This window comes from Chryseobacterium lathyri (genome assembly GCF_030812195.1).
GTDB classification, from domain to species: domain Bacteria; phylum Bacteroidota; class Bacteroidia; order Flavobacteriales; family Weeksellaceae; genus Chryseobacterium; species Chryseobacterium lathyri_A.
On sequence record NZ_JAUSSF010000003.1, the window covers coordinates 709,412 to 719,496 of the forward strand.

Sequence of the window (10,085 nt, forward strand, 5' to 3'; positions counted from 1 at the left end):
CCTGATCCGGCTGGGATTTCTTGTCCCAGCCTTCTTTTCTAAACTTTGAATTGGAATATACAGCCACAAATTGAAAATGTATTCGTAAACCACAGTTCATGGTTTTAAAGATCATTTTCCGTTATTCTAAACATTTACAAAATTCAATTTCCCTAATACTACAGCATAAGACAACAAAAACTTTATTATAGATTGGGCTCCATGGCTTACAAAACTAATCACGGAAACCTACATATACTAGTAATCAATTGATTAAATTAATGTAGCATCCATGTAATAGGTGTTTTTTTTGAATAGGCAGATTAATAATTCAAATTTGAAACTTGATAGTAATTATTTAAAATACTATGATTTAACAAATAAGAATGAAAAAAAAACAATTTTTTTTAGCAAGCATTTTACTTTTGTCAGTAAATGCTTACTCACAAGTAGGAATTAATACAGCAACACCCAATCCTTCTGCTATTTTAGATGTAGTTTCAGCCAGCAAAGGACTATTAATTCCCAGAATATCCTTAACCAGCAATACTGATATTATTACTGTGCCTAATCCTACGAATGGTCTGCTGGTTTTTAATTTAGCAGATGCAGGTAGCGGAGCCAATAGAGTCGTTAGAAATAATCTGTATAAATTTAATAGTACCACCAATAAATGGGAACTAATGCTGGATGAAAATGCCATGAATGCTCTTTCTATTCCTGCTCCTGCGGTATTTCGACTTTCTGGTGATATAAATAGCTTTTTGAACGGTTATGCCGAAGGTTCCTCTCAATTAGTCCCTATGGATACCGTTAAAAATCAAATACTTGGGCTTAGCTATGATAACTCAACCTCCACCCTTACTTTTCCCGCAGGAACTTATAAAATGGAATTTGTATATGAAGCAAATCATAACATCTCGGGTTGTACGATTAGTTCATATTTCATTGATTTTCCTGATGGTGCAAGCGCCACCAGGATCCATAGTACCGCATCTCATATGGAGGGGACAAAGAGTAATCATGGCGGAACAATCTCTTATACAACTACATTACCGGCAAATAAAACATGGCAGATAAAATTAGGAAGAGGTCAGTCTGGAAATTGCATGGGGACGGGCAGCATATTGGTAGGTAGACGAACTGAAGTCTTAATATTTAAAATCGGAGATTAGAATACCTATTAAAATTATAAGCTTAAGACTAAATGAATCTTTTCATATATTTTTTGCGGATATTTTTACAAGGTAATTCGATAAGATACTTACTTCAATTATAGGAATAAAAATTTGAATAATTATAATATTATTTTATGGAGAATCCATCGTAATTATCTCCACATTTATTCTCAAATCTGGCTGGGATTTCTTATCCCGGCCTTCTTTTTAAAATTGAAACAAAAAGATTTTCATAACTATCTATAGGTTTCAGAAACTGTCTGTCATTTTCTAAATTAAACTATTTACAGAATCCAACTTTTCTAATATTTGGAAATAAGATAAGACAATATATCTTATAAGCTTGATCTACCATTCCATATAATCCTATTGAAAAACAAGACATTACATTTATGTAACACCTATGTAATAGGTGCTTTTTTTGAATAAGCATACTAATAATTCACCTTTGCAACTCAATAACAATTATTTAGTTTAACAATTAAGAATGAAAAAAAATGAAAAAAAAAATGTTATTTTTAGCAGGCACTGTATTTTTATCAGTAAATGCTTATTCCCAAGTAGGTATTAACACGTCAACACCTTCCAGCACTTTAGATATAAAAGGGGCTATTGAAGGTAATTTCCGTGAAATTACAGGCACAAGTACCCTGGACAATCAGGATTATCACGTTTCCTTTTCAGGAACTTCAGACGCAATTCTGAACCTTCCTACAAAATCTACTACAGATGGGGGCGTTTCAGATTTCAGGGGAAGAAAATATTATATAAAAAACAACAGCCTTTCCAGCAAACTGTCTTTAACAGCTGCCGCTGGCCAGACCATACGTCTCGGAGGAAGTGGAACTGCTGCCAATACCCTTGATTTAAAACCCGGTACATTTGGGTTTCTTACAGCCAATGGAGTGAACGGATGGGATTTAGATTTTGTTGCAACCGCATATAACAACAATTGGATGCTGGCTAATTCTGAAGTCAACGGCCCTCCTACAACTGCAACTTCACAAGTTATACCTTCAGGAACGAGTACGTTTACAGTAGTAAATGGCTGCGCTGTTACTGTAACTGTACCTTCCGGCGTAGCAAGTTCAAAAGTGGTATTAAATTTTACAGGTTGGGGAGATGCTGTTGGTAGTACTAATTCTATTGGTTCTTTTCGTTTCCAGATTGTCAGGACAGGAACATCAACAGCAACGTATGCTTCGGCAATGATGACCTCTTGGGCAGTAGGCTCTGCAGCTTTGGTTCGTTATAATTATCCGGTAGTATATTCTATTTCGAATCTTGCCCCGGGTACTTATACTTTTACTTTACAGGTAAGGAGAGAAGACGAATCAGGAACTGGTATAACAACCACTTTTTGGGGTACAATGGGTAGAGCAGATGTTTATGTCAAAGAATAAAACAGATGTCTTGGTTCCAATCCAAATATTTTTATAGCTTAAAGTTTAGTTATTAGTAGGAGATGAGCCACTCCGCCCCTTTTCGGGGCGGGGAGGATCATCACAAGAGCGTATCCATTCTCTATTATTCTGTATTTATTAGTATACCAATATTTAACGTGAATAAACTCAGGAAAGACACCATGTCAAAGACAGTAATTATCAGTCTTGGATGCCATTAAAATTACTCTAATCAAAAGCTTATCTGAACAGTAAAAACGATGAAAGTAAAACTATTTTTTAATCAGTAAATGTTTTACTCCCAAATAAGGATTAACACAACAATCATTTTTTGAGACATGATGGACAGAGCAAATATTTACGTTAAAGATTACTATAGTATTTATAGTCCAGACCTAGTCTAAATATTTTGCGATGCACATCAATTAATCGACGAAAAAGCTCGGAAATGCTTAAACTAATCTGGGTATAAAAACTTTGTTTAGAAAAAATTTCCATGTATTCTCTAAACAATTGTATTCATGATGAAATAATATTCCCTATTTCAGAATGTTTACAGCGATTCTAAACACACAATGACGAAAAACTACCGCAGAATTTATTTTATTCGGTAGTTTTTTAAATATGCTATTTAATCAGAATCAAATTATAAATACTGATAATCAACCAATTAAACTCATGTAATATTTATGTAATAGGTGTTTTTTTTGAATAAAAAAACTTATAATTCAACTTTACAGCTCAATAACAATTATTTAAACACTGAAGTTTAACCCTTAAAAATGAAAAAAATGAATACAAAACTATTACTTTTAGTGAGCATTTTATTTTTATCAGTAAACGTTCACTCCCAAGTAGGGATCAATACACCAACACCTTCCAGCACTTTAGATATAAAAGGTTCTGTTGAAGGAAATTTCCGTGAAATTACAGGTACGGGTACTCTTGATAACCAGGACTATCATGTTTCTTTTTCCGGAATATCAGATGCAGTTTTGAACCTTCCTGCAAAATCCGCTACAGACAGTACTCCGGCAGACTTTAGAGGCAGAAAATACTATATCAAGAATAATAGTATGGCAAACAATTTAACATTAACCGCTGCAGCCGGACAGGTAATACGTTCGGGAGGAACGGCCGCTGCAAATAACACTTTTATAATGCAGCCGGGAAAGTATGCGGTACTTACAGCCAGTGGAACCAACGGATGGGATCTGGATGTCGTGGTAGCCAGTGTTGCTGCTAATAATTGGGAGCTCGTTAGTACTGATGCAAATGGAGCTACAGGAGCTGTAACTATACCAACTGGTACAGCCTTTACAACTTTATCTAGCGGTAGAGTTACAGTTACCATACCAAGCGGATATACTTCATCAAGAGTAGTGCTGAATTTTACAGGCTGGGGAGCTGCAGGAAATAGCGATGGCCTAGCTGGAAAAGGTTCATTACGTTTTCAAGTACTTCAGACCGGTACAAAAGCAGACGGCACAGCGGCAAATGCAACATATGCTTCTGCAATGATGACATCTTGGGTAATGCCCACCCCAGCAAGTTCTACCCGATTTAATTATCCAGTAACTTTGACTCTCTCAACTCTTTCTGCCGGAACTTATATTTTTGATATACAGATGAGAAGAGAAGATGAAAATAATGCCACAACCTCCATTGCAAATTGGGGTATAACAGGTAAGGCAGATGTTTATGTTAAATAAGTATTGCATTCATTCTAAAATAATGTTCTCTATTTCAGGATGCTTACAGCGATTCTAAATACACAATGATGGAACTGCCGCAGAATTGATTTTCTTCCGGCAGTTTTTTTCTCTTCAATTATTAACAATAATATATATTTTGCTTAGACGTTAATCTGAGAAAGCAAATCAAAATAAAGATTTTCATTTTGAAGAGTTTTAATTTCTTGTGAGTTTACAAACCATTCTTTTAACGATGGTTTGTTATTTTACCACATGTTGCAGAAAAACTGCTTAAAGCTGATAACTATTTTTTCAAAGTTGAATACTTCACAATAAGACATAAAAGAGGGACAGATAAAAAATCCATCCCTCATATCTTTCATTTACCGATTATTTGTTTTTATACAGTTTAAACATCAAAAACAGGAAAATCAGCCATACCGGAATTAAGATCACCTGAATTTCCATTCCTGTAATACTCATCAATACCAAAATAGCAACCAGAAACAGGATACATATGTAATTCGAAACAGGGTAAAATATGGAAGGGAATGAGGTCTTCACACCTGTTCTGTTTTTTTCTTTTCTAAATTTTAAATGGGTATAGCAGATCATCAGCCAATTGATAATTAACGTAGAAACCACTAAAGCCATTAAATATTCAAATGCCTTTTCAGGAACCAGCTTATTGATGACAATACAGATTCCCGCAAAACAGGAAGAGATCAAGATCGCATTGGTAGGAACACTGTTCTTATTCAGTTTCTTTAAAAATTTCGGAGCATTTCCCTGCTGGGCCAGTCCGAAAAGCATTCTGCTGTTGCTGTAAACACTGCTGTTATACACCGACAAAGCAGCTGTCAAAACAATCAGGTTAAGAATATTGGCAATTAACACATTGAACTGGATCACTTTTCCGAAGATATTGAATTGAAATCCATTTAAATTCTGAAAAACCATCACAAACGGACTTGTCCCTTCTGTGATTTCTCTCCACGGGCTCAACGCAAACAAGATAACCAATGCCCCTACATAGAAAATTAAAATCCTGTAAATAACCTGATTCGTTGCTTTTGGAATGGTCTTTTCAGGATTCTTAGCTTCCGCAGCTGTAATCCCGATTAATTCCAGTCCTCCGAAAGAGAACATGATCATCGCCATGGCTGCAAACAATCCGGAAAACCCGTTCTCACTTTTATTAAAAAAACCTTTTGGGAAAAATCCGCCGTCGTTCCATAAATTTGAAATGCTTGCCTTATCTCCTCCGGTACCGCTTAACAATAAATAAATACCAAAAACAATCATCCCGATAATCGCTACCACCTTGATGATGGAAAACCAGAATTCCGTTTCTCCGTATACTTTTACGGAAGCAAGGTTTAAAGCATTAATGACAATAAAAAAGAATAAACTGGAAACCCAGAGCGGGATTTCGGGCCACCAAAAATGAATATAATGTCCGATAGCCGTTAGCTCGGCCATACTCACAAGAATATATAGGATCCAGTAATTCCAGCCGGAAGCAAAACCCGGAAAATTTCCCCAATATTTATAGGCAAAATGACTGAAACTTCCAGAAACAGGCTCATGAACCACCATTTCACCAAGCTGGCGCATAATAAAAAATGCTATGATTCCTGCTAAAGCATATCCCAGAATAACGGATGGACCTGCTAAAACTGCTGCCGGGCCGATTCCAAGAAACAATCCCGTTCCTATGGCTCCTCCGAGGGCAATTAATTGAATATGTCTGTTGGTTAATCCTCTGACTAGAGCCCTATCATTGGACTCCGTTTTCTGTTCGCTGCTCATAAAATCAATTATGCCCTAAATATATAAAACTTTAGAGAAATTCACCTTCTGTGAAGCCTGCAAAACGTTCAACAAGTTCATTTTTAATGAATTAAAAAGTAAAAAACTGTATTTCTTTACAAATATTCCTCCGGAATTGAAATATTATTCTTTTTCATGTACTCTAAAAGTGACTGGTACCTGCCATCATTCCCATCTGTTCCGCATTTATGCGAGATACTGCAGATATCGGAAGGCTTAATTTCCAGAATATCGGAAATCTTCGTCAGTATTTCCAGATTGATTTTCACTTTAGAATTTTCAATGTCAGAATAGGCCTTCTGGGAAATACCCATTTCAAAAGCCATATACTCCTGCGTAAAGTCTTTACTTCTACGGATTTTCCTGATATTTTGACCACATACTTTCATCGTTTTTGTTTTTAGTAGTTTTCAGTATAGTTTAGAAGGATACCTACTAGACTTACACAAAGTTAATAAATACCTTTGGCAAAACATTATACACGTTACATGATATTTATTTTTTCATATAAATCAGGGTCAATATCCTCTGATTTCAGAGGATAAATATTTTCGGTACAATACAATTGGAATTATGGAGACGCAAAAATTCAATTATGACAATAATATTGTCAGAGCATTCTTGTATGCTACTATCGTATTTGGGCTGGTCGGCTTTCTGCTGGGACTTACAGCCGCGCTGATGCTTTTCTACCCTGAATTACCAGAGTTTTTATTTGGAACGGATGATACCACAATCCAGAGTTTGAGAAGCGGAAATATCCAGGGACTCATCAACACACAGGGAGCTATGGGATTCGGAAGAATCAGAATGCTTCATACCAGTGCCGTCATTTTTGCTTTCGTGTGTAATTCCTTCTTCTGCGGTGCCTATTACAGCATGCAGAGACTTTTAAAAACAAGAATGTACAGCGATACGCTTTCATGGATCCATTTCTGGAGCTGGCAGCTGATGATCGTTGCCGTAGTGATCACGTTCTTAATGGGAATCAATACTTCAAAAGAATATGCGGAACACGAATGGCCTATCGATATCCTGATTACCTTCTCATGGGTTATTTTCGGAATCAATATGTTCGGAACCATTGCCAAGAGAAGAGTAAGACACCTTTATGTAGCCATCTGGTTCTACATCGCCACCTGGATTGCCGTAGCCATGCTGCATATCTTTAATAATCTTGAAGTTCCCTTATCATTCACAAGCTGGAAATCCTATTCCGTATATGCCGGTGTAAAAGATGCTCTTGTACAATGGTGGTACGGTCACAATGCCGTAGCATTCGTACTGACAACTCCGGTATTGGGTCTGATGTATTATTTCATGCCGAAAGCGGCACAGCGACCTGTATTCTCCTATAAATTATCCATTATTCACTTTTGGTCGCTGATATTCGTATACCTTTGGGCAGGCCCTCACCACCTTCAGTATACGGCGCTTCCGGCATGGGCTCAGGCCGTAGGAACGGGATTCTCTATCATGCTTATCGCACCGTCATGGGGAGGAATGCTGAACGGTCTTCTTACCTTAAGAGGAGCCTGGGATAAAGTGAGAGAAAACCCGATCCTTAAATTCTTCGTCGTAGCAATTACCTGTTATGGTATGGCCACTTTCGAGGGACCTTTGTTAGCCACAAAATCTTTAAATAAAATCGGGCACTATACCGACTGGGTAATCGGGCATGTACATTTGGGTGCACTTGGATGGAATGGCTTCATGGCTTTCGGAGTCGTATATTATCTGATCCCGATCATGTGGAGAACACCGCTATGGTCTAAAAAACTGGCCAACTGGCACTTCTGGCTGGGAACATTAGGAATTATCTTTTATGCAGTTCCGATGTATATCTCAGGATTCACGCAGGGATTAATGTGGAAACAGTTTAATCCGGACGGTACTTTAATGTATAAAAACTGGCTGGATACAGTAACAGCAATCATTCCTTACTTTAAAATGAGATTCTTAGGAGGTATCCTTTATCTTTCAGGAGCTATTTTAATGGTGATTAATGTGATCAAAACCGTAAGATCAGGCTCATTCCAGAAAGAAGTTCCTGCAGAAGCCCCTGCATTGGCAGACATCGGTACCGCAAGAAAAGAAGGCGAAGGCGTACACCTTTGGCTGGAAAGAACTCCAAAACTATTATCTATCCTGGCTTTCATCACTGTTGCCATCGGCGGATTAATAGAAATTGTTCCAACATTATCATTAAAACAAAGTGTTCCAACGATTACCGCCGTAAAGCCATACACACCGCTTGAACTGGAAGGAAGAGATTTATATGTTCGTGAAGGATGTAACTCCTGCCACTCACAGATGATCCGTCCTTTCCGTGATGAGATCGTAAGATTTGAAGGTAAAAACGGACAGTATTCCAAAGCCGGAGAATTTATTTACGACAGACCGTTTTTATGGGGATCTAAAAGAACCGGACCGGACCTTCACAGAGAAGGTGGCAGAAACCCGGATTCATGGCACTTTAAACATATGTACAACCCGAGAATTACGTCTGCAGGCTCCATCATGCCGCGTTTCCCATGGCTAATCACTAATAAGCTGGACCGTACTCAAATGGTTGACAAGATGAGATTAATGAAAAATGCTTTCGATGTGCCTTATTCAAAAGCTGAAATAGATTCTGCAAATAAATGGGCAGATAACCAGTCCAAAGCTATCGTACAGAGAATTTATTCTGAAGCCACAGATGTGAAAGATCAGATGGAAAAAGAAAAAACAGTAAAAGGAGCATCTTATGTACCTCTTGAGCAGAGAGAAATCATAGCAATGATTGCCTACCTGCAAAGATTGGGAACCGATATTAAAACGACACAGATCCAGACGGCAAGTGCTGAATAACCTTTAAAATTAACCGCAATGAAAAAAAGAACCCCAATTTCAATATATATCGCAACAATGATAGGCTTAACGATCATGGCGTTTGAAATGTTCGCCGGAGATTCAGGTTATTTTTCCTCCCCGTTTTTCTGGGCGTTGATGTTGATCGCTGTCATCCTCCTTCTGATCATGAACTCTATCGGAGATCTGGTGGAAAACGAAAGTTTCAGCAGACTGTCGGAAGAAGAAAAGAAAGAATATTTAGCAGAAAAAAACATTCCTTATTATCAGAAACTTTGGAATTCAGCTTTTAAAAAACAATCTGCTACCGAAGAAAAAGATATTCTTATTGACCATGGTTTTGATGGGATCACAGAACTTGACAACTCACTGCCAAAATGGTGGATAGGCCTGTTCTGGTTCGGATGCATATTCTGTGTGGTGTATATGACAGCCTTTGCGTTTACAGAATACGCCCATCCTGAAGCAGAATTAAATCAAGAAACCACTACAATGCTGGCTTCCATAGCAGAATATGAGAAAACCGCACCCCAGATTGATCTGGAAACCGCAAAATACAGTGCAGACCATATCGCAGAAGGTCAGGAGCTTTTCAAAACCAACTGTGTAACCTGTCATGGAGACGGCGGAAAAGGTGGTATCGGCCCTAACCTTACGGATACACACTGGATCAATATCAAAGAAAAAAGTCTGTTCAAAAATGTTTTCTGGATGCTTGAAAACGGTTCGCCTAATAATCCTACGATGCGGCCTTTTATAAAAGAGGGTACCATCACAGGAAGGGATGCTGAAAAAATTGCAGCCTATATCTACCATATCAATCAGGAAACTTCTCCTATCACTCCGGCCCAGGGCGGTGCAACACCACAGGGTGAAGATGTGAAATGGGAAAACGCAAGTAATTAATTAAAATTTATTATCTCCATATATTATATTTCTTTGCCCCCTTTAAAACCTATCTAACATTTGAATTTCATTTTTGCTAACCTTTTCAACGTTTAAAAATGATATAAAGGGGGCTTTTTTAAAGAAAAAAATCCAAACCTTGGTTGTCTTTATCAACTGATTCACTTGACAACTACTAAACTAAATTCCATAATAAGGCAGCCAAGGCAGGATTTTTGTATTGCTAGTAGGATACCACA

Annotated in this window: 7 protein-coding genes; 5 read left to right on the forward strand and 2 right to left on the reverse strand. The window is 37.6% G+C overall.

Annotation, left to right across the window (positions count from 1 at the left end; translation table 11 throughout):
- The first annotated feature begins 365 nt into the window (after positions 1-365).
- The 3 genes from J2T03_RS18505 (at position 366) to J2T03_RS18515 (ending at position 4,272) form a co-directional block, all read left to right on the forward strand.
- Positions 366-1,154, forward strand: a complete 789-nt coding sequence (locus tag J2T03_RS18505) for a hypothetical protein (protein WP_307220807.1) — start codon at positions 366-368, stop codon at positions 1,152-1,154.
- A gap of 500 nt (positions 1,155-1,654) precedes the next feature.
- On the forward strand, positions 1,655-2,560 hold the full coding sequence (locus J2T03_RS18510) for a hypothetical protein (RefSeq protein WP_306845045.1): 906 nt from the start codon (positions 1,655-1,657) through the stop codon (positions 2,558-2,560).
- A 791-nt stretch (positions 2,561-3,351) separates the two neighbouring features.
- On the forward strand, positions 3,352-4,272 hold the full coding sequence (locus J2T03_RS18515; RefSeq protein ID WP_307220808.1) for a hypothetical protein: 921 nt from the start codon (positions 3,352-3,354) through the stop codon (positions 4,270-4,272).
- 372 nt (positions 4,273-4,644) lie between these two features.
- On the opposite strand, the gene J2T03_RS18520 is transcribed toward J2T03_RS18515, so the two are convergent.
- Complete coding sequence (locus tag J2T03_RS18520; protein ID WP_307220810.1) at positions 4,645-6,066, reverse strand: amino acid permease; 1,422 nt, start codon at positions 6,064-6,066, stop codon at positions 4,645-4,647.
- 116 nt (positions 6,067-6,182) lie between these two features.
- Complete coding sequence (locus J2T03_RS18525; RefSeq protein ID WP_306845051.1) at positions 6,183-6,476, reverse strand: helix-turn-helix domain-containing protein; 294 nt, start codon at positions 6,474-6,476, stop codon at positions 6,183-6,185.
- Positions 6,477-6,660: 184 nt separating this feature from the next.
- Here J2T03_RS18525 and ccoN point away from each other — a divergent pair, with 184 nt between their 5' ends.
- Positions 6,661-8,940 carry a cytochrome-c oxidase, cbb3-type subunit I gene (gene ccoN, locus J2T03_RS18530; RefSeq protein ID WP_307220811.1) on the forward strand — a complete coding sequence of 760 codons (2,280 nt, stop codon included), beginning with the start codon at positions 6,661-6,663 and terminating at the stop codon, positions 8,938-8,940.
- A gap of 18 nt (positions 8,941-8,958) precedes the next feature.
- Entirely contained in the window at positions 8,959-9,846 is an 888-nt protein-coding gene (locus tag J2T03_RS18535) for a cbb3-type cytochrome c oxidase N-terminal domain-containing protein (RefSeq protein WP_307220813.1), read from the forward strand.
- The last annotated feature ends 239 nt before the right edge of the window (positions 9,847-10,085 follow it).

Bases quoted from the DNA above. Each gene is read 5' to 3' on its own strand.
- J2T03_RS18505 (WP_307220807.1), top strand. From the start codon at position 366: ATGAAAAAAAAACAATTTTTTTTAGCAAGCATTTTACTTTTGTCAGTA.
- J2T03_RS18510 (WP_306845045.1), top strand. From the start codon at position 1,655: ATGAAAAAAAAAATGTTATTTTTAGCAGGCACTGTATTTTTATCAGTA.
- J2T03_RS18515 (WP_307220808.1), top strand. From the start codon at position 3,352: ATGAATACAAAACTATTACTTTTAGTGAGCATTTTATTTTTATCAGTA.
- J2T03_RS18520 (WP_307220810.1), bottom strand. From the start codon at position 6,066: ATGAGCAGCGAACAGAAAACGGAGTCCAATGATAGGGCTCTAGTCAGA.
- J2T03_RS18525 (WP_306845051.1), bottom strand. From the start codon at position 6,476: ATGAAAGTATGTGGTCAAAATATCAGGAAAATCCGTAGAAGTAAAGAC.
- ccoN (WP_307220811.1), top strand. From the start codon at position 6,661: ATGGAGACGCAAAAATTCAATTATGACAATAATATTGTCAGAGCATTC.
- J2T03_RS18535 (WP_307220813.1), top strand. From the start codon at position 8,959: ATGAAAAAAAGAACCCCAATTTCAATATATATCGCAACAATGATAGGC.